This window comes from Streptomyces sp. P1-3, assembly GCF_050613155.1.
In the GTDB taxonomy this organism is placed as follows: Bacteria; Actinomycetota; Actinomycetes; order Streptomycetales; family Streptomycetaceae; genus Streptomyces.
The window spans coordinates 4,623,003-4,645,548 of record NZ_CP192512.1; the positions used below are offsets into that span (position 1 = coordinate 4,623,003).

At 71.3% G+C, this 22,546-nt stretch carries 26 protein-coding genes and 1 pseudogene; 11 read left to right on the top strand and 16 right to left on the bottom strand.

What is annotated here, in order from left to right; genetic code table 11:
* Window positions 1-6: 6 nt before the first annotated feature.
* Window positions 7-648, bottom strand: coding sequence for a winged helix-turn-helix transcriptional regulator (locus ACQUSR_RS20040; protein WP_431043953.1), 642 nt, complete (start codon window positions 646-648; stop codon window positions 7-9).
* 103 nt (window positions 649-751) lie between these two features.
* On the opposite strand from ACQUSR_RS20040, the gene ACQUSR_RS20045 reads away from it, so the two are divergent.
* Complete coding sequence (locus tag ACQUSR_RS20045) at window positions 752-1,966, top strand: pyridoxal phosphate-dependent aminotransferase (RefSeq protein WP_431043954.1); 1,215 nt, start codon at window positions 752-754, stop codon at window positions 1,964-1,966.
* Window positions 1,967-1,974: 8 nt separating this feature from the next.
* Window positions 1,975-2,409, top strand: coding sequence for a GNAT family N-acetyltransferase (locus ACQUSR_RS20050; protein WP_431043955.1), 435 nt, complete (start codon window positions 1,975-1,977; stop codon window positions 2,407-2,409).
* A 93-nt stretch (window positions 2,410-2,502) separates the two neighbouring features.
* Here ACQUSR_RS20050 and ACQUSR_RS20055 read toward each other — a convergent pair whose 3' ends face one another.
* Window positions 2,503-3,792 (bottom strand): MFS transporter, encoded by a 1,290-nt coding sequence (locus tag ACQUSR_RS20055; RefSeq protein ID WP_431043956.1) that lies wholly within the window; start codon window positions 3,790-3,792, stop codon window positions 2,503-2,505.
* Window positions 3,793-3,828: 36 nt separating this feature from the next.
* Here ACQUSR_RS20055 and ACQUSR_RS20060 point away from each other — a divergent pair, with 36 nt between their 5' ends.
* Window positions 3,829-4,839, top strand: a complete 1,011-nt coding sequence (locus ACQUSR_RS20060; protein WP_431047727.1) for a LysR substrate-binding domain-containing protein — start codon at window positions 3,829-3,831, stop codon at window positions 4,837-4,839.
* A 69-nt stretch (window positions 4,840-4,908) separates the two neighbouring features.
* Here ACQUSR_RS20060 and ACQUSR_RS20065 read toward each other — a convergent pair whose 3' ends face one another.
* Entirely contained in the window at window positions 4,909-5,670 is a 762-nt protein-coding gene (locus ACQUSR_RS20065; RefSeq protein ID WP_431043957.1) for an alpha/beta hydrolase, read from the bottom strand.
* 103 nt (window positions 5,671-5,773) lie between these two features.
* Between ACQUSR_RS20065 and ACQUSR_RS20070 the strand changes: the two genes are divergently transcribed.
* From ACQUSR_RS20070 to ACQUSR_RS20080, 3 genes are all read left to right on the top strand, one after another.
* A complete protein-coding gene (locus ACQUSR_RS20070) occupies window positions 5,774-6,952 on the top strand; it encodes an adenosine deaminase (RefSeq protein WP_431043958.1) in 1,179 nt (392 codons plus the stop codon).
* Window positions 6,953-7,075: 123 nt separating this feature from the next.
* Window positions 7,076-7,411, top strand: coding sequence for a hypothetical protein (locus ACQUSR_RS20075; RefSeq protein WP_431043959.1), 336 nt, complete (start codon window positions 7,076-7,078; stop codon window positions 7,409-7,411).
* Between the two features lie 151 nt (window positions 7,412-7,562).
* Window positions 7,563-8,363, top strand: coding sequence for a hypothetical protein (locus ACQUSR_RS20080; protein ID WP_431043960.1), 801 nt, complete (start codon window positions 7,563-7,565; stop codon window positions 8,361-8,363).
* Window positions 8,364-8,535: 172 nt separating this feature from the next.
* On the opposite strand, the pseudogene ACQUSR_RS20085 reads toward ACQUSR_RS20080, so the two are convergent.
* From ACQUSR_RS20085 to afsQ1, 4 genes and pseudogenes are all read right to left on the bottom strand, one after another.
* Window positions 8,536-8,901 (bottom strand): annotated as a pseudogene (locus ACQUSR_RS20085) (VanZ family protein); the annotation flags it as partial.
* Between the two features lie 97 nt (window positions 8,902-8,998).
* Window positions 8,999-9,625, bottom strand: a complete 627-nt coding sequence (locus ACQUSR_RS20090; RefSeq protein WP_431043961.1) for a hypothetical protein — start codon at window positions 9,623-9,625, stop codon at window positions 8,999-9,001.
* A complete protein-coding gene (locus tag ACQUSR_RS20095) occupies window positions 9,622-11,127 on the bottom strand; it encodes an ATP-binding protein (protein ID WP_431047728.1) in 1,506 nt (501 codons plus the stop codon). Before ACQUSR_RS20095 ends, ACQUSR_RS20090 begins: the two co-directional genes overlap by 4 nt.
* Before the next feature lie 106 nt (window positions 11,128-11,233).
* Window positions 11,234-11,911, bottom strand: coding sequence for a two-component system response regulator AfsQ1 (afsQ1, locus tag ACQUSR_RS20100; protein ID WP_431043962.1), 678 nt, complete (start codon window positions 11,909-11,911; stop codon window positions 11,234-11,236).
* A 217-nt stretch (window positions 11,912-12,128) separates the two neighbouring features.
* Between afsQ1 and ACQUSR_RS20105 the strand changes: the two genes are divergently transcribed.
* The gene (locus ACQUSR_RS20105) at window positions 12,129-12,893 is read left to right on the top strand and encodes a SigE family RNA polymerase sigma factor (protein ID WP_431043963.1); all 765 of its coding nucleotides are present in this window, start codon (window positions 12,129-12,131) and stop codon (window positions 12,891-12,893) included.
* A gap of 215 nt (window positions 12,894-13,108) precedes the next feature.
* On the opposite strand, the gene ACQUSR_RS20110 is transcribed toward ACQUSR_RS20105, so the two are convergent.
* On the bottom strand, window positions 13,109-13,738 hold the full coding sequence (locus ACQUSR_RS20110) for an ATP-binding protein (RefSeq protein ID WP_431043964.1): 630 nt from the start codon (window positions 13,736-13,738) through the stop codon (window positions 13,109-13,111).
* A 126-nt stretch (window positions 13,739-13,864) separates the two neighbouring features.
* On the opposite strand from ACQUSR_RS20110, the gene ACQUSR_RS20115 reads away from it, so the two are divergent.
* Window positions 13,865-14,299 (top strand): hypothetical protein, encoded by a 435-nt coding sequence (locus ACQUSR_RS20115; protein ID WP_431043965.1) that lies wholly within the window; start codon window positions 13,865-13,867, stop codon window positions 14,297-14,299.
* A 204-nt stretch (window positions 14,300-14,503) separates the two neighbouring features.
* Here ACQUSR_RS20115 and ACQUSR_RS20120 read toward each other — a convergent pair whose 3' ends face one another.
* The 8 genes from ACQUSR_RS20120 to ACQUSR_RS20155 all read right to left on the bottom strand — a co-directional run bounded on the left by ACQUSR_RS20120 (window position 14,504) and on the right by ACQUSR_RS20155 (window position 20,149).
* Window positions 14,504-15,376, bottom strand: coding sequence for an aldehyde dehydrogenase family protein (locus tag ACQUSR_RS20120; protein ID WP_431043966.1), 873 nt, complete (start codon window positions 15,374-15,376; stop codon window positions 14,504-14,506).
* Entirely contained in the window at window positions 15,369-16,802 is a 1,434-nt protein-coding gene (locus tag ACQUSR_RS20125; protein WP_431043967.1) for an aldehyde dehydrogenase family protein, read from the bottom strand. The genes ACQUSR_RS20120 and ACQUSR_RS20125 overlap by 8 nt, the downstream gene beginning before the upstream one ends.
* A 7-nt stretch (window positions 16,803-16,809) precedes the next feature.
* Window positions 16,810-17,805 (bottom strand): deoxyribose-phosphate aldolase, encoded by a 996-nt coding sequence (deoC, locus tag ACQUSR_RS20130; RefSeq protein ID WP_431043968.1) that lies wholly within the window; start codon window positions 17,803-17,805, stop codon window positions 16,810-16,812.
* A gap of 184 nt (window positions 17,806-17,989) precedes the next feature.
* Window positions 17,990-18,211 carry a hypothetical protein gene (locus tag ACQUSR_RS20135; protein WP_431043969.1) on the bottom strand — a complete coding sequence of 74 codons (222 nt, stop codon included), beginning with the start codon at window positions 18,209-18,211 and terminating at the stop codon, window positions 17,990-17,992.
* Between the two features lie 68 nt (window positions 18,212-18,279).
* A complete protein-coding gene (locus ACQUSR_RS20140) occupies window positions 18,280-18,570 on the bottom strand; it encodes a hypothetical protein (RefSeq protein WP_431043970.1) in 291 nt (96 codons plus the stop codon).
* A gap of 411 nt (window positions 18,571-18,981) precedes the next feature.
* Complete coding sequence (locus tag ACQUSR_RS20145; protein WP_431043971.1) at window positions 18,982-19,443, bottom strand: type II toxin-antitoxin system VapC family toxin; 462 nt, start codon at window positions 19,441-19,443, stop codon at window positions 18,982-18,984.
* Window positions 19,440-19,718, bottom strand: coding sequence for a hypothetical protein (locus ACQUSR_RS20150; RefSeq protein WP_431043972.1), 279 nt, complete (start codon window positions 19,716-19,718; stop codon window positions 19,440-19,442). Before ACQUSR_RS20150 ends, ACQUSR_RS20145 begins: the two co-directional genes overlap by 4 nt.
* A gap of 80 nt (window positions 19,719-19,798) precedes the next feature.
* The gene (locus tag ACQUSR_RS20155; RefSeq protein WP_431043973.1) at window positions 19,799-20,149 is read right to left on the bottom strand and encodes a hypothetical protein; all 351 of its coding nucleotides are present in this window, start codon (window positions 20,147-20,149) and stop codon (window positions 19,799-19,801) included.
* Between the two features lie 122 nt (window positions 20,150-20,271).
* Between ACQUSR_RS20155 and ACQUSR_RS20160 the strand changes: the two genes are divergently transcribed.
* The 3 genes from ACQUSR_RS20160 to ACQUSR_RS20170 all read left to right on the top strand — a co-directional run bounded on the left by ACQUSR_RS20160 (window position 20,272) and on the right by ACQUSR_RS20170 (window position 22,449).
* On the top strand, window positions 20,272-21,081 hold the full coding sequence (locus ACQUSR_RS20160; RefSeq protein WP_431043974.1) for a helix-turn-helix domain-containing protein: 810 nt from the start codon (window positions 20,272-20,274) through the stop codon (window positions 21,079-21,081).
* On the top strand, window positions 21,078-21,320 hold the full coding sequence (locus ACQUSR_RS20165; RefSeq protein WP_431043976.1) for a DUF397 domain-containing protein: 243 nt from the start codon (window positions 21,078-21,080) through the stop codon (window positions 21,318-21,320). Before ACQUSR_RS20160 ends, ACQUSR_RS20165 begins: the two co-directional genes overlap by 4 nt.
* Before the next feature lie 271 nt (window positions 21,321-21,591).
* Window positions 21,592-22,449 (top strand): hypothetical protein, encoded by an 858-nt coding sequence (locus tag ACQUSR_RS20170; RefSeq protein ID WP_431043977.1) that lies wholly within the window; start codon window positions 21,592-21,594, stop codon window positions 22,447-22,449.
* Window positions 22,450-22,546 lie beyond the last annotated feature (97 nt).

Sequence of the window (22,546 nt, forward strand, 5' to 3'; positions counted from 1 at the left end):
GTGCCGTCACACGCCATCGCCCCGCAGCGCGTCCGCCACAGCTCCCTCGCCGGATACCCGGACCGCTCCGGAAGCCACCGCCTCCGCCACCGTCATCGCGTCGCGCGCCAGCTCCGCGCACACCTCGCCATCCAGCGCCAGCGCGGCGTCCGCGCGCTCGGCGGGCCCGTCCCCGTACGCCGGCTCCGCGTCCGCCGCGAACCGGAGGTGGAAGACCCCCTCCGGCAGCCGCACCTCCACCACCCCGGCCCGCGCCCCCAACAGCGCCCGCAGCCGCCGCATCAGCGGCACCGCGAACCAGTGGGCCCGGACCGCGTCCGTCGGGCGCCGCTCGGCGAGGCCCTCCGCGCCCCAGTCGGCCAGGGTGCTCAGGACCGGCAGCAGGGCGTGGCCGCGCGGGGTGAGTTCGTAGACCGAGGCCGCGGCGGGCGGGGCGAGCCTGCGCCGGGTGAGGACGCCGTCGCGCTCCAGGTCCTTGAGCCGCGAGGCGAGCATGTCCGTGCTGACGCCCGGCAGGTCGGCGTGCAGGTCGGTGTATCTGCGGGGTCCCGCCAGCAGTTCCCGCGCGATCAGCAGCGTCCACCGGTCACCGACGGTGTCGAGGGCCCGCGCGATCGCGCAGTACTGGGCATAGCTTCGGCGTGGCATGCGCCCCAGTCTAGACATGTCGTTGGACTTTCCAAGCGCGAACTTGGTAGAACCAAGTGGCGTCGTCATCGGGCGGCGCACGGGATGACGGGAAGGCCAGCGCATGGAGTTCCGGCAGTCGAGCAAGCTCAGCGAGGTCTGCTACGAGATCCGCGGGCCGGTGATCGAGCACGCCGACGCCCTGGAGGAGGCCGGGCACAGCGTGCTGCGCCTGAACACCGGCAACCCCGCGCTCTTCGGGTTCGAGGCTCCGGAGGAGATCCTCCAGGACATGATCCGGATGCTGCCGCGGGCGCACGGCTACACCGACTCGCGCGGCATCCTCCCCGCCCGCCGCGCCGTGGCCCAGCACTACCAGCAGCGCGGCCTGCCCGATGTCGGCGTCGACGACGTCTTCCTCGGCAACGGGGTCTCCGAGCTGGTCTCGATGGCCGTGCAGGCGCTGGTGGAGGACGGCGACGAAATCCTCATCCCGGCACCCGACTTCCCGCTGTGGACCGCGGTCACCACGCTCGCGGGCGGCAAGCCCGTGCACTACATCTGTGACGAGTCCGCCGACTGGTACCCCGACCTGGACGACATGGCGTCGAAGATCACCGACCGGACCAAGGCGGTCGTGATCATCAACCCCAACAACCCCACCGGGGCGGTCTATCCGCGCGAGATCCTCGACGGGATCCTCGACCTCGCCCGCCGCCATCACCTGATGGTCTTCTCCGACGAGATCTACGACAAGATCCTCTACGACGGCGCGGTCCACCACCACACCGCCACCCTCGCCCCCGACCTGGTCTGCCTGACCTTCAGCGGCCTGTCGAAGGCGTACCGCGTGGCGGGTTTCCGCTCCGGCTGGGTCGTGGTCAGCGGCCCGAAGCAGCACGCCCGCGACTATCTGGAGGGCCTGACGATGCTGGCCTCCATGCGGCTGTGCGCCAACGCCCCGGCCCAGTACGCCATCCAGGCGGCGCTCGGCGGGCGCCAGAGCATCGAGGACCTGGTCCTGCCGGGCGGCCGGCTGCACGAACAGCGCGACCGGGCCTGGGAGAAGCTCAACGAGATCCCCGGGGTGTCGTGCGTCAAACCCCGCGGCGCGCTGTACGCGTTCCCCCGGCTCGACCCGAAGGTGTACCCGATCCACGACGACGAGAAGTTCGTCCTGGACCTGCTGCTGCGCGAGAAGATCCAGGTGGTCCAGGGCACCGGCTTCAACTGGCCCCGCCCCGACCACTTCCGCATCCTCACGCTGCCGTACGCCGACGACCTGGAGGCGGGCATCGGCCGCATCGGCCGCTTCCTGAGCGGATATCGTCAGTCATGACCGTCAACATGCCTGTTGTGAACGTCCGTTTGCCCGGCTCGTATGAGATCTCGACCGAGCGGGACCGGCTCGACCTCGACCAGGTGCACCGGTGGCTGTCCACCGACACGTACTGGGCCACCGGCCGCAGCCTGGAGACCGTCCGGCGCGCCATGGAGACCTCGCTGAACCTCGGCGTCTACGGCCCGGACGGTGCCCAGGCCGGCTATGCGCGCGTCGTCACCGACCTGGCCACCTTCGGCTGGCTGTGCGATGTCTACGTCTCCCCGGACCACCGGGGGAACGGCATCGGCGGCGCCCTGGCGGCCACGGCCCGGGAGTGCCTGGCCCCGTACGGGCTCCGGCGGATCCTGCTCTCGACCGAGGACGCCCAGCCGGTCTACGCGAAGGCCGGCTTCACCCCGCTTCCCGAGCGGCCGCAGTACATGCAGTTCGCGTACTGAGGCCTGTCGCGGGGCTGCCGGGTACGCCGACGGCCCGCCCCCAACCGATGCGGGGAGCGGGCCGCGTGCCCTGCGGCGCCGGGCGCCCGGCGGTCAGCGGGCCGCCGCCAGGGCGCGCCGCTCCACCAGCGCCTTGCGCGTCGCGTACAGCGTGATGCCCGCCGCGCCGACCATCGCCACCAGGCCCAGCACCACGGTGCCCTCCCAGCCGGCCGCGTTGAAGGCGATGGCGCCCAGCGCCCCGCCCACGCTGCTGCCCAGGTAGTACGCCGTCTGGTAGAGCGCCGACGCCTGCGCGCGGCCCGTGGTGGCCGCCCGGCTCACCGACGACGACGCCACCGCGTGGCCCGCGAAGAAGCCCGCGGTGATCAGGACGAGGCCCAGCAGCACCGCGCCCAGCGCCTCGGTCAGCGTCAGCAGCAGACCCGTCGCCGTGGTGCCCACCGCCAGGTACAGCGCGCCGCGCCGCCCCAGCCGGCCCACCAGCCGCCCGGCCGCCGCCGAAGACGCCGTACCCACCAGATAGACCAGGAAGATGGAGCCCACCACACCCTGCGGCAGGTGGAACGGCTCGCCCGCCAGCCGGTAGCCGATCACCGTGTAGACCGCGCCGAACACGGTCATGAACAGCGCGCCGATCGCGTACAGCCGGCACAGCAGCGGGTCCGACAGGTGCCCGGCGACGGTACGGGCCACCGCGCGCGGGCTCAGCGGACTCGGCCGGAAGTGCCGCGCCTTGGGGATCAGCAGCCGGAAGACCACGGCGGACGCCACGGCCAGCACGGCCACCGCGCCCAGCGCCGCCCGCCAGCCCCACGCCTGCGCCACCCAGCCGGTGACGATCCGGCCCGACATGCCGCCGATGCTGTTGCCCGCCACGAACAGACCGATCGCGCCGATCAGCGCCTTGGGGCGCACCTCCTCCGCCAGGTACGCCATCGCCGCGGCCGGCAGCCCGGCCAGCGCCACGCCCTGCACCGCGCGCAGCGCGATCAGCCAGCCGAGGTCCGGCGCGAAGGGGATCAGCAGCGAGACCAGCGCCGCGCCGCACAGCGAGGCGGTCATCATCGCCCGCCGGCCGAACCGGTCGGACAGCACGCTCAGCGGCAGCACCGCCAGCGCGAGCGCGCCCGTCGCGGCGGAGACGGTCCAACTGGCCTGGTCCGGGGAGACCCCGAGGTCGGCGGAGATCGCGGGCAGCAGGGCCTGGGTGCAGTACAGCAGCGCGAAGGTGGCGACCCCGGCGGCGAAGAGGGCGAAGCTCATCCGGCGGTAGCCGGGGCCGCCCGGGCTCAGCCGCTCGGAGGAGTCGGTGGATACGGACGGCGAAGGGGAGGCGCCCACACGGCTAGCGGTGGACGCCCCGGTATCAGCAGGAGGCATGCCCCGAATGTATGTACGCTCCATCTCATGCGTCCAATGCACAGACCGGTCATAATCGATGCTGTGCAGCATGAGCAGAGGTCAGCGCGGTCGGTGTCACGCGTCCGCAACGAAAAAGACACCGCGGTGACAGTCGACGCCGACCACGGATCGTGGGCGGCCGAGCTGGCTCCCCGGCTGGCGCAGTTCGCCGCCGTGGCGCGCCACGAGCACGTCACCCGCGCCGCGCACGAACTCGGCGTACCGCAGTCCACCCTCAGCCGCGCCATGGCCCGGCTCGAACAGGACCTGGGCGTCGCGCTGTTCGCCCGGCGCGGCCGCGCGGTCGCGCTCACCCCGGCGGGCCGCACCTTCCTGCTCTCCACCGAGCGCGCGCTGGCCGAGGTGGAGCGCGCCGCCGAATCGGTACGGGCCGACGCCGACCCGGCCGGCGGCAAGGTCGCCTTCGGCTTCCTGCACACCCTCGGCACCGAGACCGTGCCCGGCCTGATCCGCGCCTTCCGGGTTGAGCACCCCCGCGTCCGCTTCCAACTCGTCCAGAACTACGGCGAGGCGATGCTCGACCGGCTGCGCGCCGGGGAGCTGGACCTGTGCCTGACCTCGCCGGTCCCGGACGCACCCGACCTGGTCGCCCGCCGGCTGGACGAGCAGCGGCTGCGCCTGGTCGTCCCCGACGACCACCGGCTCGCCCGGCGCAAGCGCGTGCGGCTGGCCGAGGCGTCGGCCGAACTCTTCGTGACCCTGGAGCCGGGCTTCGGGCTGCGCCGGATCACCGACGCGCTGTGCGCGGAGGCCGGGTTCACCCCGCGGATCGCCTTCGAGGGCGAGGAGGCGGAGACCCTGCGCGGTCTGGTCGCGGCGGGCCTCGGCGTCGCCCTCCTGCCGCCCCCGGCGGTGCCGCGGCCGGGCGTCGCCGAGCTCTCCGTCACCGCGCCGCGCGCGGTCCGCGAGATCGGCGTCGCGTGGCTGGAGGGCCATCCGGACACGCCCCCGGTGGCCGCGTTCAAGCGCTTCCTCCTGGCCCAACGGGGCAGCCTGCTGGCGTGATCCGGCCGTGGCGCCCAGGTCCCTGGCCCCTGCCCCACGGCCCCGGTGTCCCTGGCGCCGGCAGGCCGGTCAGTGCCTCGTACGGCGGAAGCCCACCGCCAGAGGCATCCGCAGGCCCAGCGGCGGCGGTGCCGCCAGCGCGTCGGTGAGCGGGCGCGAGAAGCCGTGCCCGAAGAGGGAGCCGAGGGCGAAGTCGGCCGACAGGGCCAGCACTTCCTTCACCCGCGCCCCGAAGGAGTGGTCCTCGGTGTGCACCTCGAACCGGCACACGTCCCGGTTGGCCTTCTTCGCCCGCTCCGCGAACCGGTAGGACAGGTCGGGGCAGGTCCGTTCGTCGTCCGTGCCGTGCACGATGAGCACCCGCCGGCCGGCCAGCTGCTTGACGGGGTCGGGGTCCAGGACCGCTTCCCGCTCCGGGATCCACGGCGCCAGCGCCAGCACGGAGGCGACGGCCGGGTGCCCCGCGGCGCGCAGCGCGGCGCGGGCGCCGATGTCGTGGCCCGCCAGGCACACCGGTACGTCGCCGTAGCGCCGTACGACCTCGTCGGCCGCCCAGCTCGCGTCCGCCACGGGGTGCGCCGCCGAACCGTTCCAGCCGTGGTAGCGGTAGCGGACGACATGGGCGGTCAGCCCGTCGGCGGCGCCCGCCTTGACGAGCTCGCGCGCCAGCGGGCGCGCGTTCAGCGCGGCCAGCCAGGAGCCCCGCCGAGTCCCCTCGGCGGCCCCGCCCGGCAGCACCAGCACCACGCCGTGCGTGGTGCGGCCACCGGCCGCCGCGCCCATCGGACGTCCCAGTCGGGCTTCCCGTTCCGGCAACGTTTGCTGACCCATGGCGACACGATGGCAGACACACGGGTGTACTCCACCCCGCGTTGTGGTCACTGTTGCGTATCGTTCACGAGCGATCTACGCGCGTAGGGGCTATGGTGCGGAGATGACGAGCGAGAACATCGAACTCCCCACGGAACGCCCCACCCCGGAACAGATCCGGCGCGCCCCCAAGGTGCTGCTGCACGACCACCTCGATGGCGGTCTGCGCCCCGGCACCATCGTCGACCTGGCCCGTGAGGTCGGCTACGACGCCCTGCCGGAGAACGAGCCGGACAAGCTCGGCGTCTGGTTCCGCGAGGCCGCCGACTCCGGATCGCTGGAGCGCTACCTCGAGACCTTCTCGCACACCTGCGCCGTCATGCAGACCCGCGAAGCGCTGGTACGGGTCGCCGCCGAGTGCGCCGAGGACCTCGCCGCGGACGGGGTCGTCTACGCCGAGGTGCGGTACGCCCCCGAGCAGCACCTGGAGGCCGGCCTGACCCTGGAGCAGGTGGTCGAGGCGGTCAACGAGGGCTTCCGCGAGGGCGAGCGGCGGGCCAAGGAGAACGGCCACCGCATCCGGGTGGGCGCGCTGCTCACCGCCATGCGGCATGCTGCCCGCGCCCTGGAGATCGCCGAACTGGCCAACCGCTACCGCGATCTGGGCGTCGTCGGCTTCGACATCGCGGGCGCCGAGGCGGGCTTCCCCCCCACCCGCCACCTGGACGCGTTCGAGTACCTCAAGCGGGAGAACAACCACTTCACCATCCACGCGGGCGAGGCGTTCGGCCTGCCGTCCATCTGGCAGGCCCTCCAGTGGTGCGGCGCCGACCGACTCGGCCACGGCGTCCGCATCATCGACGACATCGAGGTCGCCGAGGACGGCACCGTCCGGCTGGGCCGGCTGGCCAACTACGTCCGCGACAAGCGCATCCCGCTGGAGATGTGCCCCACCTCCAACCTCCAGACGGGCGCCGCCAGTTCGTACGGCGAGCACCCGATCGGCCTGCTGCGCCGGCTGCACTTCCGGATCACGGTGAATACCGACAACCGGCTGATGAGCGGCACGAGCATGAGCCAGGAATTCGAGCACCTGGTCTCGACGTTCGGCTACACACTCGACGACATGCAGTGGTTCACCGTCAATGCGATGAAATCCGCGTTCATTCCATTCGGCGAACGTCTTGCCATGATCAATGACGTCATCAAGCCCGGATACGCCGAGCTGAAGTCCGAATGGCTGTTCCGTCAGGCGGCCGCGGTATCGCCGATGACCAGCGGATCTGCCGCTGAGCAGGGCTGATTGCCGTTAAAAGGAAAAAACGGCCGGGAGGAAACTCCCGGCCGTTTTGATGTTTGCGACGGGGACCAAAGCCTGGCAATTTGTGCGATGCCGCTCAAGATCCCTATCAAGGACAGAATTCATATGAAGCAGGGAACCATCAAGAGCCTCGGTGTGATCGCGCTCGGCGCCGCGGCGGTCGCCGCGGGGTCCGGCTCGGCCTCCGCGCTGGGCGCCGGTGACGTCACCCGGCCGGCGACCGGAGCGCTCTCGCCCGCCGCCACCAACCAGGCCGTCGGCACGGTGATGCAGAAGGCGGCCCCCGGCCCGCTGATGGACAAGGCGTCGGGCCCGCTCCAGCAGTCGCAGCAGCAGGTGAACCGGGGACTGCTCGGCGGTCTCGCGCCCAGCCTCAACAGGGTGGTGTCGGTCACCGGCTTCAACCTCCCGGCCGGCCCCGGCGGCCCCCTCGGGCTTTGATCAGCCCCGGACACGGTGACCACGTGGTGGGTCCCACACCCGTGACCGGGTGTGCGGCCCACCTGGCATATGTCAACATCGCAGGTCGGTACGGCGCACGGCGCGGTCCGGCGCGGTACGGCGACGATCGACAGGGTGAACACAGTTGTTCATGGACACGGACAAGCGGATGAGCGGGCCGCGCAGAGCGGTTCTGGCGGCACTGGTGACCCTGTCGGCCCTCGGGCTCACCACCGCCTGCGGCAGCTCCGACGGAGACGACGACAAGGGCCGGTCCCCACTGGAGCAGTACGCCCTGGTCACGAAGGACCTCACCGGCTACACGGTCACCGACGGCAAGGCCGACAACTGGTCCAGCGGACAGCCGGAGGCCGACAAGTCCAAGTGCCAGCCGCTCGCCCACTCCACCGGCGACAAGCCGAGCCCGGACGCGAAGGACACCGTCGCCCGCGGCGTCAACAAGACCGACGACCCCGCGAAGGGCGTCTCCGTCAGCCTCAGCTCGTACTCCGCCAAGCGCGCCAAGAGCCTCATCGGCGACCTCAAGGCCGCCGTCCCGGAGTGCCGTTCGGGCTTCGGGGTCACCCTCAAGAAGACCAAGACCCAGTACACCAAGGTCCACGCGGAGAAGACCCCGTCGTTCGGCGACGACACGGTCGCCTACCGCATGACGGCCACGTCGCAGGGCCAGAAGATCGTGATGAACTTCGTGGCGGTGCGCTCGGACCGGACCGTCGCCTTGTTCACGGGCTTCGACCTGAGGGACTACGGCAAGGGCTTCAGGGTGCCGGAGCACATCGTGGAACGGCAGCTCGCGAAGCTGGAGAAGCTCAGGAAGCCCGAGCCGCCGGAGAAGTCCGGGACGCCGGAGAAGAAGCCCGAGCCGCCGAGCAAGTCCGAGCAGCCGGAGACGCCGGACAAGAAGCCCGAGCCGCCGAAGAAGCCGGAGTAGCCGCGGCTCCGCCCCACATGCCGGATGCCCGATTCCCCCGGACGAGGTCCGGGGGAATCGGGGGGTGTGCGTGTCCCGCTCGGCGGCGGAGCCGGGCCCGTACGGCCGGGACCACGGCCACGTGCGCCACCGCCACCCCGACCGTGTTGAGCAGCACCGCGTCCACGTTGATCATCTGGCCGGTGGTCCAGCTCCGCGCCAGCTCCAGCGTCAGCGACGTCATCGCGCCGGTGAACACGGTGCGCGCCATCGAGGTGACCGTGCCGGCGTCCGCCCGGCCCCCGGCCAGCGGCAGCAGCACCCCCAAAGGCGTCAGCAGCAGCAGTTCGCCGCCGATGCTGCGGGCCGCCTGCCATGGCCCGAGCGCCAGATCGGCGCGGATCGAGGCCAGCGGCTCCAGCGTCGACGCCGACACCCACGGCGCGGTGAGCGGCCGCAGGGTCAGCCAGCACACGAACGTGAGGTGCGCGAGCAGGAGGGCGAACCCCGCGGCGCGGAAGCGCAATGCGGCCGTACGGCCGGAACCATGACCCTGCACGCCTCTCCAGACGCGTCCCGCGGGGCCCGCGGTTCCGAATCCACCGCGCTGGTCAGAACACGGTTACCGGTGCGTCGGCACGGCGTCCGCGCGCGAGTCAGCTGACCGGCACACCGGAGATGAGCGCGCTCTTGGGGTGGTCCCGCAGCCGCGCGTCGCACTCGTAGCGCTGGACCGGTTCCTCGCGGTCGGGCCCGCTCAGCAGCACCCCGCGCTCCCCGCCGGACGCCGCCGAGCCCGCGAACGTGCACACCACCTGCGCCAGCGCCGCCGCCGGCAGATCGGCGGGCGGCAGGCTCAGCCGCAGGGTCCGCGCCGGGTCGCCCTCGGCCGGTCCCGACACCTCGAGGTCCTCCCGCACCTGGGTGTCGAACCCCGCCTCCGCCTCAGCCGCCGACGGCTGCTCCTGGAGCTGTTCGAGCAGGTCGCGGGCGGCCCGCAGGGGCTCGTCGGCCGCGTACGCGTCGGCGTGCCGGGAGCTGCGCTGCACGGTGTGCAGCTGCGAGGCGCACACGAGGAACACCGTCACCGGGACGGACCCCGCGTGATGCGCGGAGCGGTCCTCGCTCGGCGTCTCGCACGACACCCGGGACGGGGCCGCCCCGGCGTCGACGGGCACCGACGTCCCGCGGATGCCGCACGCGGTGAGCAGCAGGGCCAGTGTCCCCAGGGCCAGTGCCCCCAGGCCCATGTCGGCCGCGGCCGGCCGCCGCCGAAGGCTCATCGCGGGTCCTCCTTGCCGTCGTCGCCGCCCGCGCCCGGGGAGTCGGCGTCCCCGTTGCCGGCGACCGGTGAGGAGTCGCGCGGCAGCCGCAGGGTGAAGACCGCACCGCCTTCGGGCGAGTTCACGGCCGTGATCTCGCCGCCGTGGATGTGCGCGTTCTCCAGGGCGATCGACAGCCCGAGCCCGCTGCCCTCCGAGCGGGGCCGGGACGCGCTCGCCTTGTAGAAGCGGTCGAAGACGTGCGGCAGCACTTCCTCCGGGATGCCGGGACCGTGGTCCCGTACCTTGATCAGCAGCTCGTCCTCCCCGGTGCGCACCGAGACCCGTACCGGCGATCCGCCGTGCTTGAGCGCGTTCCCGATGAGGTTGGCGAGGATGACGTCCAGCCGCCGAGGGTCCAGCCGGACCATGATCCCGCGCTCGGCGTCCAGCTCCACCGCGTCCAGCCAGGCCCGCGCGTCGATACAGGCCGTGACCTGGTCCGCCACGTCGACGTCGTCCAGGACCAGCCGGGCGGTGCCCGCGTCGAAGCGGGTCACCTCCATCAGGTTCTCCACCAGGTCGTTCAGCCGCCGGGTCTCGCTGACCACGAGCTGCACCGCGGGGGCGATCATCGGGTCGAGCGCGTCGGCCTCCTCCTCCAGCACCTCCGTCACGGCGGTGATGGCGGTCAGCGGGGTGCGCAGCTCGTGCGACATGTCGGCGACGAAGCGGCGGCTGGACGCCTCCCGCGCGCTCAGCTCCTCGACCCGCTTCTCCAGCCGCTCCGCGGTCCGGTTGAAGATCCGGGACAGATTGGCCAGCTCGTCGGAGCCGGAGACCTCCAGCCGCGTCTCCAGCTTGCCGTCGCCCCACCGCTGGGCGGCTTCGGCCAGCCGGTGGACAGGCCGCAGCACCGTGGCCGCGGCGGCCTGCGCCAGCAGCGCGGAGCCGATCAGCGCCAGCGCGGTGGCGATCCCCAGCGACCAGGCCAGCGAGTTCAGGTCCTGCCGTTCGGATTCCAGCGACTTGAGCATGTACGCGGTCGGGCCGCCGCCGATCACCTTGGCGCCGCCCACCAGATACGGCGTGCCGTCCTTGGTGATCCGCTGCCAGTACAGGTGGTACGGGGCGCTGTTGGCGCCGTCGACCGCGCGCTTGTCGTTCACCGCGGTACGCAGCGTCTTGGGCACCACGTCGAGGGTGAACAGCTCCGGGGCGGAGGCTGCCGGGCAGGTCCCGGGCCCCTGCGTCGGGGAGAGCAGCAGGACCTGGTACTTCTGCGTGTTGTCGGCCATCCGGCGCGCGGCGTCCTGGAGGTCCGGGCACGAGGGCACCTGCGGCAGCGCGCCGGTGGTGTCCTTGAGCGACTTGCGGAACTCGTCCAGCGCCGCGTCCTGGGTACGGGTCAGCACGGCGTCGCGGTTGAGCCAGTACGCGATGCCGGAGGCCGACACCGCGGCGACCAGCGCCACCAGCGCGAAGACGAGCATCAGCCGGAGCCGCAGACTCAGCCAGCGCAGCAGGCCCGCCGCCCAGCCGCGGGTGCGGCCGGGCTCTTCGTTCTCGGCGCTCAACGGCTGTCTTCCCCGCCTTGGTGGCGGGCCGCCGCGCCGGCCGGGTTCGTCGTCATTGCGGGGTGTCCAGCCGGTACCCGACGCCGCGCACCGTACGGATCAGCGTCGGCGAGGACGGCACGTCCTCCACCTTGGCGCGCAGCCGCTGGACGCAGGCGTCCACCAGCCGGGAGTCGCCCAGGTAGTCGTGCTCCCACACCAGCCGCAGCAGCTGCTGCCGGGACAGGGCCTGTCCGGGGCGGCGGCTGAGCTCCAGGAGGAGTCGCAGCTCGGTCGGCGTGAGCTGGAGGTCCTCCCCGTTCTTGGTGACGGTCATCGCGGAGCGGTCGATCACCAGGCTGCCGAACGCCGCGGAGTCGTTGGCCTCGCGCTCCCCGCGGCGAAGGACGGCTCGGATCCGGGCGTCCAGCACCCGGCCCTGCACCGGCTTCACCACATAGTCGTCAGCTCCCGACTCCAGCCCCACCACGACGTCGATGTCGTCGCTGCGCGCGGTGAGCAGGATGATCGGCAGCTGGTCGGTGCGCCGGATACGGCGGCACACCTCGAAGCCGTCGATGCCGGGCAGCATCACATCCAGCACGACCAGGTCCGGCCGCTGTTCGCGCAGCAGCTGCAGACCGTCCTCGCCCGTCGCCGCCGTCGCCACACGGTGGCCCTGGCGGGTCAGGGAGAGTTCGAGGGCCGTGCGGATGGCGTCATCGTCCTCGATCAGCAACAGGAAAGGCACGTTGGTCATTCTGGACTACAGGGGGGCTCCAGTTCGACCTGCCCCGAGCTCCTCCGGGTTGCCCCCACGCCGTCCACACACCACCTCCCCCTGTGACAGCCCTGTGACACACGGAGGACAACGCCATGAAACTGGCCCGGCAGAGTTCTCTGCACCGGGAGAACGACGGCCCGGAAGCCAGCGGAAACAAGCAGGCTCCACCGACGGGGGGCGCGAGATGAGCACACTGCACAGCACGAAAACCAGCGCAGTCATTCGCACGCGCCGCCACGACGCCGGTCGGAGCACGGAGAAGTCCGGTGTCGTGAGCGGGCGGGGGTGCGCTCGCGGCGCCGGACGTCAGCGGCCGCCGTACATGGTGGCCATTGACGGGGGAAGCTCGTACGGGGAGGCATCGGGGGAGCGGCACCCTGCGACGGGCATGGGCGTACCGCCTGTGCCGCAGGCAACGGGGGAGGACGCCGAAGCGGCGTTCACCGCCTACGTCCAGGAGCGCCGCGCCTCCCTGTACGCCACCGCCTACCACCTGACCGGCGACCGGTTCGAGGCCGAGGACCTGCTGCAGAGCGCGCTGTTCTCGACGTACCGGGCCTGGGACCGGATCACGGACAAGGCGGCGGTCGGCGGCTATCTGCGGCGGACGATGACCAACCTGCACATCAGTGCCTGGCGTCGGCGCAAGCTCAACGAGTACCCGACCGAGGAACTGCCGGAGACCGTCGGGGACCAGGACGCGATGCGCGGCACCGAGCTGCGCGCCGTGCTGTGGCAGGCCCTGGCCCGACTGCCCGAGACGCAGCGCACGATGCTCGTCCTGCGCTACTACGAGGGCCGGACGGACCCGGAGATCGCAGACATTCTCAACATCAGTGTCGGAACGGTCAAAAGCAGCATCTGGCGCTCGCTGCGCCGACTGCGCGAGGACGACGTCCTCAGCTTCGGCCGGGACGAGGAAGAGTCCTTCGGCGAACTGGTCGCCTGACTGGGGGAGCGAAGGTACGGGGGAACCAACGGGGGACGCGGGGGAACTGGGGGGAACCAGGAAACGGGGGAACGCACGGGGGAAGCACGGGGGCCCGTCATTCGGGGGAGTGGCGGGGTAACGCGGAAGCGGGACCGGACAGTCGGGGAGTCTGTCCGGTCCCGCTTCGTCGTGTCACGGGGGCCCGGGGGCGGAGCCCCGGGGAAAAAGAGAGCTCAGCTCCGCACGCGCTCGCGGCGCTGCCCCGCGGCCGCCGCCGCGATCCGCCCCATCGCCTCGTCCTTCCCGCACGCGTACGCCCCGAGTGCCGTCTGCCGGGTCACCACGCCGCGTTCGGCGCGCAGCAGCCGCCAGCCGCGGCGCAGCAGGTACGGCGCGGACTTGCGGCCCTCCCGCAGGTCGCGCAGCAGCCTCCGCCGGAACGTGGTGGACGGCCGCCCGCACAGGCACAGCGCGTCGGCCAGGAGGCCCAGCTCCCGGCACGGCTCGATGATGTCCGCGGCGAAGATGCCCTCGGCGATGAACAGCGGGGTGCGGCCGATGTCGAGGAAGTCCTCGCCGACCCGCCCGTTGGCGGCGATGGAGTAGACCGGCACGTTCGCCCGGGCCGTGCGGCACAGCGCCGAGATGGCCGCCACCGCACCGTCCGCGTCCCACGACCGCGGCGAGTCCCAGTCGGTGCCTCCGCCGCCCGGCAGCTGCGGGAGCGTGGGGTCGTCGCCGTTCTTGTAGAAGTCGTCGAGGTTCAGGACGGGCAGCCCGGTGCGGGCGGCGAGCGACGACTTGCCGGAGCCGGACGGGCCGGACAGCAGGATGACGCGGGCGGGGACGGGATGGGAGGTCACGGGACACCAGTGTGCGGCATTAGTCCGCCTGGGGGACCCTCCGGGGCCTGGGAGTGACGGTTCCGGCCTCCCTCAACTACGCTGCGCAGTCGATCCATTACGTAAACGACCTACTGGCAGGTAGCCATGGCCTCATCTGCACGTCACACACGTACTCCGCAGCGCCTCCGCTCGCGCGCCCTGTTCAGGGCCACACTGGCCGTCTCGGCCGCCGGTGCGGCCCTGGTCGGGAGCGGCGCGTCGGAGGCCGCGGCCACGTCCGGCTCGACGCCCGACGCGGTCAACGTCACCTCCGCGGTGCCGTTGCTCAACTCGAAGATGGTCAAGGGCCGGGGCATCACCGCGCCGGCCGCGCTGACCAACACCCTCGGCACGCTGAAGCACCTCCAGGCCAACCCGTGGGCCAGGACGCCTGTCGACCCGCTGAACAACTCGGTCGAGACCAAGATCGCCGACTTCAAGCCGGCGGGCACCAAGTCGATCACCGCACCGCTGTCGGACGGCGCCAAGATCGGTGAGATTCCGGCGACCCGCCCGGCGACCGACGCGCTGCCGGGCTGACCCACGCCCGCACGTACGGCGCGTACGAAGGCGCCCACGACGGGAACATACGACGGCGGCTCCCGCCCGGCATGAGCCGGTGCGGGAGCCGCCGCTCGGTACCTCTGTCCTGTGCGCGCGGGGTCGGACGGGACCCGGCGTGCGCCCGGATCGGACGGGACCCGGCGCCGGACGAGGTCCGTCTTCAGGCCGGTCGGATCCCGTTCAGATCCCGATCGGGTGCCAGACCGTCTTGGTCTCCAGGAAGGCCAGCATCCGGTCGGTGCCCGGGGCCGCCGACCAGTCCACAGCCTGTGGACGCAGCACGCGCTTGAGGTTGTCCGCGGCCGCCGTCTCCAGCGCCGTGGCCAGCTCGCCGTGCAGCTCCCCGTACGCGCCCGCGAGGTCGATCGCGTTGACGTCCTGGTGCGCGGCCAGCGGCCCCGACAGCTCCGCGGTCCGGCCGGACAGGATGTTGACCACACCGCCCGGCACGTCGGAGGTCGCCAGCACCTCGCCCAGGGAGAGGGCGGGCAGCGGGGACTTCTCGCTGGTGACCACGACCGCCGTGTTGCCGGTGACGATCACCGGGGCCAGGACGGAGACCAGGCCGAGGAAGGAGGACTCCTGCGGGGCCAGGACCGCCACGACGCCGGTCGGCTCGGGGGTGGAGAGGTTGAAGTACGGCCCGGCCACCGGGTTCGCGGCGCCCGCGATCTGGGCGACCTTGTCGGACCAGCCCGCGTACCAGACCCAGCGGTCGATGGCCGCGTCGACCTGCGCGGCCGCCTTGGACTTGGACAGCCCCTCGGCGTCCGCGACCTCCGCGATGAACTGGTCGCGGCGGCCTTCCAGCATCTCCGCGACGCGGTAGAGGATCTGGCCGCGGTTGTAGGCGGTGGCGGCCGACCAGCCGCCGAACGCCTTGCGGGCCGCGACGACCGCGTCCCGGGCGTCCTTGCGCGACGACAGCGGGGCGTTCGCCAGCCACCTGTCCTTTGAGTCGGTCACCGCGTACACCCGCCCGCTCTCGGACCGGGGGAACTTGCCCCCGACGAACAGCTTGTAGGTCTTGAGAACGTTCAGCCGCTCAGACATTGAGGTAGGCCTCCAGACCGTGACGGCCGCCCTCGCGGCCGAAGCCCGACTCCTTGTAGCCGCCGAACGGCGAGGCCGGGTCGAACTTGTTGAACGTGTTGGCCCACACCACACCGGCCCGGAGCTGGTCCGCCATCCACAGGATGCGCGAGCCCTTCTCCGTCCAGATGCCCGCCGACAGGCCGTACGGGGTGTTGTTGGCCTTCTCCACGGCCTCGGCCGGGGTGCGGAAGGTCAGCACCGACAGCACCGGGCCGAAGATCTCCTCGCGCGCGATGCGGTGCGCCTGGGTGACGCCGGTGAACAGCGTCGGCGCGAACCAGTACCCGGTGTCCGGCAGTTCGCAGGCCGGCGCCCAGCGCTCGGCGCCCTCCGCCTCGCCCGCCTCGGCCAGCGACCGGATCCGCGCCAGCTGCTCCGCGGAATTGATCGCCCCGATGTCCGTGTTCTTGTCCAGGGGGTCACCGATACGGAGCGTCGACATCCGCCGCTTGAGCGCCTCCAGCAGCTCGTCCGCGACCGACTCCTGCACCAGCAGCCGGGAGCCCGCGCAGCAGACGTGTCCCTGGTTGAAGAAGATGCCGCTGACGATGCCCTCGACGGCCTGGTCGATGGGAGCGTCGTCGAAGACGATGTTCGCGGCCTTGCCGCCCAGCTCCAGGGTCAGCTTCTTGTGCGTGCCCGCGACGGTCCGGGCGATGGCCTTGCCGACCTCGGTGGAGCCGGTGAAGGCGACCTTGTCGATGCCGGGGTGGGCCACCAGCTCGGCGCCGGTGGCACCGTCGCCGGTGACGATGTTGACGACGCCCTTGGGCAGCCCGGCCTGGCGGCAGACGTCAGCGAAGAACAGCGCGGAGAGCGGGGTGGTCTCGGCGGGCTTGAGCACGACCGTATTACCGCAGGCCAGCGCCGGGGCGATCTTCCACGCCAGCATCAGCAGCGGGAAGTTCCACGGGATGACCTGCCCGGCCACGCCCAGCGGCTTCGGGTCGGCCCCGAAACCGGCGTGCTCCAGCTTGTCGGCCCAGCCCGCGTAGTAGAAGAAGTGCGCGGCGACGGTCGGCAGGTCGAAGTCCCGCGACTCGCGGATCGGCTTGCCGTTGTCCAGCGACTCCAGCACCGCCAGCTCGCGCGAACGCTCCTGGATGATCCGGGCGATCCGGAACAGGTACTTGGCGCGCTCGGAGCCCGGCAGCGCGGACCACTTCTCGAACGCCTTGCGGGCGGCCTTGACCGCCCGGTCCACGTCCTCGGCGCTGCCCTGCGCGACCTCCGACAGCACCTCCTCGGAGGCGGGGGAGACGGTCTTGAAGACCTTGCCGTCGGCCGCCTCGGCGAACTCGCCGTCGATGAAGAGCCCGTACGCCGGGGCGATGTCGACGACCTCGCGCGACTCGGGCGCCGGTGCGTAACTGAATGCGTTCATGATCGGATCAGTCCACCGTCACGTAGTCGGGACCGGAGTAGCGACCGCTGCTGAGCTTCTGGCGCTGCATCAGCAGGTCGTTGAGGAGGCTGGAGGCGCCGAAGCGGAACCAGTCGGGGTCGAGCCAGAGGTCACCGGCGGTCTCGTTGACCATCACCAGGTACTTGATGGCGTCCTTGGTGGTACGGATACCGCCCGCGGGCTTCACGCCGACCTGCACCCCGGTCATGGCGTGGAAGTCGCGCACGGCCTCCAGCATCAGCAGGGTGACGGGCGGGGTGGCGTTGACGGCCACCTTGCCGGTCGAGGTCTTGATGAAGTCCGCCCCCGCGAGCATCGACAGCCACGAGACGCGGCGGACGTTGTCGTAGGTCTGGAGCTCGCCGGTCTCGAAGATCACCTTCAGGTGCGCTGCCGACCCGTCCGGGCGGCGGCACGCCTCCTTCACGGCCTTGATCTCCTCGAAGACGGACATGTACCGCCCGGAGAGGAAGGCCCCCCGGTCGATCACCATGTCGATCTCGTCGGCGCCCGCCGCGACGGCGTCACGCGTGTCGGCCAGCTTGACCGGCAGCGCGGCCCGCCCCGCCGGGAAGGCGGTCGCGACGGAGGCCACATGGACACCGGACCCGGCGAGGGCCTCCTTGGCGGTGGCCACCATGTCGGGGTAGACGCAGATCGCGGCGACCTTGGGGACCGTGCGGTCGGTGGGATCGGGATGGACGCCCTTGGCGCACAGCGCCCGGACCTTGCCGGGGGTGTCCGCGCCCTCCAGGGTCGTCAGATCGATCATGGTGATGGCCAGGTCGATGGCGTACGCCTTGGCCGTGGTCTTGATCGAGCGGGTGCCGAGAGTCGCGGCACGGCCCTCAAGACCGACCGCGTCGACGCCCGGCAGGCCGTGCAGGAAGCGGCGCAGCGTGGCGTCGGAGGCGGTCACGTCCGCCATCGACGACAGTCGCTCCGCGGCGTCTTTGCCGTATGCGGGAACTGTGGTGGGCATGGTCACCAGGTGAGCATATCTACGCGCGTAGCTTCCTGTCATCCCCTTGGTGGGGGTTGGCCGGATGTGGCTGCGGTCACAGGCCGCAGGCGCGCGATCAAGGATGTCGGCCGGGTTTGCCATGCGGACGGCCTGCGCTCCGGTGAGGGGCATGCTCGCAGGGTCTCTCACTCCGGCTGGCCGGTTAGTGGAACCAGACGAGGACGGGGATGCGGAACTCGCGGATGTCCCGGTAGACGGTGTACTCGATGATGACCGGCTCACCCGGAACCTGTACCCCGTATCGAACGCCGAGGTCATCCATGGGGTCGCCGGGCGGTTCCTTGCCCGCGTCGACGGCGGTACCGCCCTCGCGCGCCAAGATCACGATGAAGTCGGTGACCCTGGTGGCTAAGTCCGGGGGCATGTCAAGCATCGTTTCGGCTGGTTCCTCCTCGACGTAGGCCGTCCAGCCACGGCGGGGCCGTTCGTCGCTCATTCGGCGGTTCCCAGGCGGGCGGCCAGACGGTCGACGGGGACGAGGTTCCGGCCTGCGGCTGCGTTGGCGCGGCTGCGCTCGGCGCCTGGGGCCTTGTTGAACATGGCCTCCATCCACCACTTCCGCATCACCGTGTTGATGGGTTCGCCTTCTTCGGCGGCCAGCACCTCCGCGTAGAAGCGGGCGCGCTTCTCGCCGGTCAGGGCATCGCCGATGGCGTTGATCGTGTGTGGGATCACGTGGACCCGGCGATCGCGGAAACCAGGCGGGTCGGGCTGTACGGCCATGAGTCGTGCGTCTCCTTCGGTGGTGGGGCCGGGTGGGGTCTCTTCCCACGAGCCCGCCGCAGGTCGCTGAAGGCAGCCTAGCGACTCCCTTCCCTCTTCTCCCTGGCCCGCTGGAAAGCCGCATCGAACCCCGCGATCTCTTCGGCCGTGGGCGCGCCGTGTACGGCCCGGGACTCAGCGATGAGCTCGCTCAGACGGCGCTCGCGCTCACGTTCCGCCACGGCTTGCCGCTCGACTCGCAGCCGCTCCTTACCGGCCTCGAAGTCGGCTTTCTCGAACTCGGCGACGATTTCATCGCGCAGTTCGGGCCAGCGGGTGTGCTTCCCCCAAAGCTTGCCTCCTTGGCTGCTCGTCCTCCGGCCGTGGAGTCCGTTCGCGGGGCGCGAGGCCTTGTCTGGACCTGCGGGACGGTCAGCGGAGCGGTCCCGGTACGGCTTCGAGCCGTCGCTCGGATCGTGTACGTGGTGCGAGCACGTCGGAGTAGTGGTGGTCGAACGTGAGGATCACAGGACGGTGCAGGCGCCAGGCGAGTGCGGCGTTGATGGTGTCGGCGAGCCCAAGTGACTGGCCGAAGTGCCTCGACATGAGCCCCTCGGCTTCGGACAGCAGTTTGCCGTCCACTGCCGCGATCCGGATGTGTCCAGTGCGAGCGAGAGCGCCGATTCGGATCACCGCCTCAAGGGCGCTGCGCTCCCCTGCCCGATCGGTCAGCAGGTGGTCGAGCTCGGCCAGGACCAGAGGGGATACGACCAGGAGGCGAGGGCTGTTGAGCGCCGTGACCGCCGCCGCGTGGTTGTCGTCTTTGCGGTTGTAGGCCGCGAGCAGTACGCATGTGTCCACGACGGCGATCGCCGGTGCGGGGGCGTCGGTCACCGGCTGAACCTCTCGCCCAGGTATTCGTCTGTGCGGGCGGACAGGTCGGCCGGTCCGTCGAAGAGGCCCCACTCGGGTACGTCAGGGTCCTCGCCAAGAGGCGTGGAAGGAATCACCAGGGCCCCGGCCGCCCACTCCAGCGCGAGGGACTCGGGTGTGCGCCCCAATACGGCGGCCAGATCCCGCAGTATGGCGGCCTGCGCTCCGGTAACGGTCACGCTCGCGGTGATCTGCTGCTCGGGTGACGCGGGGGCCTGCTCAGGTTGGTCAGTCATGGCGGCCGGTCTCCATCCTCGGGGCTGGCAGCCCCATGATGCAGGTTTCCCGAAGCTTTCGGTTGCGGTCACGGACGTATTCACGTGTTCGGATGGCCCTGCTCCAGCCGGGCGCCTCGGCTGTGGGCGATGCGGACGGCGTCGCGCAGGGCCTCCGAGAGGCGGACGGAGGCGTAGCGGAACTCGCGGTGCGGTACGCACGGGTCGTCCAGCATCTTGCGGGTGTGGAGCAGCAGCTCCTCGCCGATGCGGAGCTGGATGGCCTCGACGTTGTCGGCCATGTCCGAGACGAAGCCGTCGCAGCCGTCGGGGGCGGGGGAGACGTAACACGGTTTGCCGTCGGGCGAGTTCCACGGGAGCAAGCGGAGGCCGGGCCTCAACTGATCCTGGATCGAGGGTGGGTTGATTGGCTGGTCGGGCTTCCTTGACATGGCAACCAGCGTGCCCGGTCGGGTCTAGCCTGGTCACAGGATCGGCGTGATCGTGCGACTCTGTGTGACGGTCGTGTGATCGGTGTGCCGCGATACGACCGGCGTCAGCGAGGGGGCGTGCCGTGACCCGTAAGAAGACCCCGCCCGTCAGCCTGAAGATCTTCGGGGCCCAGTCCAGGATGCTGCGGGAGCGGCGCGACTGGACCATGAAGGACCTGGAGAAACGGATTCCGTACTCGGAATCGATGATCGCCATGGTGGAGCGGGGTGAGCGACCACCGAAGCCGCCGTACGTGGAGGCGGTTGACGCTGCGCTCGGCGCGATGGGGTTGCTCATCGAGGCGGCGAAGCACCTGGGGGAGCACCCCGAGTGGGATCAGGAGTACGCCGACCTCCAGCAGGAGGCTCTGGCGCTGCTCGTCTACTGCACTCACTTCCTGCACGGGCTGTTGCAGACGGAGGAGTACGCGCGTGTGGTCTTCCGGTCGCAGGTCCCGTGCATGGAGGACGACGAGATCGAACGGGCCGTGCAGCGCCGCATGGCGAGCCACAAGCTGCTGCACCGCAAGCCTGCACCCCGGCTGGCCTTCGTGCTGGAGGAGGCCGTGCTGCGGAAGGAGTTCGGGGGCCGGGACGTGTGGGAGGGGCAGTTGCGTCATCTGCTGAAGCTCGCTCAACTGCCCAACCTTCAGCTTCAGGTCATGCCGAACTCCCGCGAGACCAACGCGGGAACGGACGGGCCGTTCGTCCTGCTGGAGACCCCGGAGCACCGCACCATGGGCTACGTCGCGGGCCAGCGGGGCAGCTACTTTGTCTCGGACCCGGAAGACGTCAGCACCCTCAGCCACCGGTATGGCACGATCCGATCGCAGGCCCTCGACCCCGAGGCGTCGGCGGCACTGATCGAACGCATTCTGGCGGGAGAGCGATGAGCACCGAACTGGCGTGGTTCAAGTCCAGCTACAGCGGCGGTGAGAGCGAAGCCTGCGTCGAAGTCGCTGTCGAGTGGCGCAAGTCGAGCTACAGCGGCGGCGAGGGGGAAGCGTGCGTCGAGGTCGCCGCCTGCCCCGGCGCCGTCCACGTCCGCGACTCCAAGGACCGCACCGGCCCCGCCCTCACCTTCAACCCCGAGGAGTGGGCCGCCTTCGTGGAGTTCGCCGCGCAGCAGTAGCGGCAGTAACGCCGCAGGCCGCAGCCGGGGCCCGGTGAGCCGGGTTCCGGTGGGCCGGGTTCCGGTGGGCCGGGCGGTCTTTTAAAGGCTCTGGTAGAGAAACTTCCCTCCCTGCCCTACCCAACCCATCACCCGTACAGGTGACTTGGGCTTGACGCGAGCCGCGCTCGCGCTTCACGCTCGCCACAACAACCGCACACAGCATTCGGCCCCCGCCGGGACTGGCATCCCGGACGAGGGCCTGACCGATCAGGAAGTAGACCCCTTCCAGATGGCTATTGCGCAGCCTAGCGCGCCCAGTGCGCCCTGCGGTGGCGTCGTCCACGTACGCCACCGCCATACCGAGAACTTCACCATCCTCGCCAACCGCCTTGCCCAGCGCAGCGGTAGCGCGGTCACCGTCGGCGTCGCCGCGTACATCCTGTCGCTGCCCGACGGGGCACCCATCACCGCCAAGGCCTTATGCGCCCACTTCGCCGAAGGCGACATCGTCATCCGCCGCGCGCTGCGCGAGCTGGAGGCGGAGGGGTGGCTTGAGCGGCGGGTCGAGCGGGGTGAGCGCGGGACGCTGATCACGCGGACGTTCGTGTACGACCAGCCGGGCGCGCGGGTGCGGGCGGCGGTCCCGGCCGCCGTAGCCGCCGTACCGCCGCCGCAGCGGCAACGGGAGCCCGAGCCCCGGCCCGAGCCGGACCCCGTGCCCGTACCGGAGCCTGAGCCCGCGCCCCAGCCGCAGCCCGAGCCCCGGCCCGCGCCGGTCGCCGCTCCCAGTCCGCAGGCCGTCGGCGTGCTCGCCGCCCTGCGGCGGCGGGACGCGCGGCTGGCGTTGTCCGGGCGGGACATCGCCCGGCTGGCGCCCGCCGTCGATGCCTGGTTCGGGCGGGGCGCCTGGCCGGACGAGATCGTCGAGGCGCTGACCACCGCGCTGCCGGACCGGCTGACGGCCCGCCCGGCGGGGCTCATCGGCCACCGGCTGCGGGAACTGCTGCCGCCGCAGCCCGTACCGGACGTCGGCCCGCGAACCAAGCCGTCCGCGCCGCCTGTCATGCCGCTGCAGAACTGCGACGGGTGTGATCGGGCCTTTCGTGCGGCTGCCCCGGGGCGCTGCCGGGACTGCCGGGGCGGCTGAGTCGATCGGGGTTTGCGCACGAGCTACCGTCGACCTCGGCGATGCATGAGTTGCCGAAGCCGCCGGAAAAGGGCCGACCTGGTCGACCAGGTCCTCG